Raw genomic sequence first — 549 nt, 5'->3', positions numbered from 1 at the left:
GGAGTGCTGGGGCGGCGCCACCTTTGACGCCTGCATCCGCTTTCTCGGCGAGGACCCGTGGGTCCGCCTGCGCGAGCTGAAAAAGGCGATGCCGAAGACCCCGCTGCAGATGCTGCTCCGCGGCCAGAACCTGCTCGGCTACCGCCACTACGCCGACGACGTGGTGGAGCGCTTCGTGGAGCGCGCCGTCAAAAACGGCATGGACGTCTTCCGCGTCTTCGATGCCATGAACGACCCGCGCAACATGCAGGCCGCCCTGCAGGCGGTCCGCCGCCACGGCGCCCACGCCCAGGGTACGCTTTCGTACACCACCAGCCCGGCGCACACCCTGCAGACCTGGCTCGACCTCACCGAACAGCTGCTGGAGACCGGCGTTGACTCCGTCGCCATCAAGGACATGTCCGGCATCCTCACCCCGCATGCCGCCTTTGAGCTGGTCAGTGAAATCAAGAAGCGCTATGACGTCACCCTGCACCTGCACTGCCATGCCACCACCGGGATGGCGGAGATGGCCCTGCTGAAGGCCATTGAAGCCGGCGTCGACGGCGT

1 pseudogene is annotated in these 549 nt (G+C 66.5%); it reads left to right on the top strand.

Annotated elements, in window-relative coordinates:
• Positions 1-549 (top strand): annotated as a pseudogene (locus VZP09_RS00170) (sodium-extruding oxaloacetate decarboxylase subunit alpha); the annotation flags it as partial.

Source organism: Klebsiella sp. EMBS2024 (assembly GCF_036233805.1).
Lineage (GTDB): Bacteria > Pseudomonadota > Gammaproteobacteria > Enterobacterales > Enterobacteriaceae > Klebsiella > Klebsiella pneumoniae.
The sequence above is the reverse complement of the archived record's forward strand: the minus strand, read 5'-3'. Positions and strand labels throughout refer to the sequence as shown.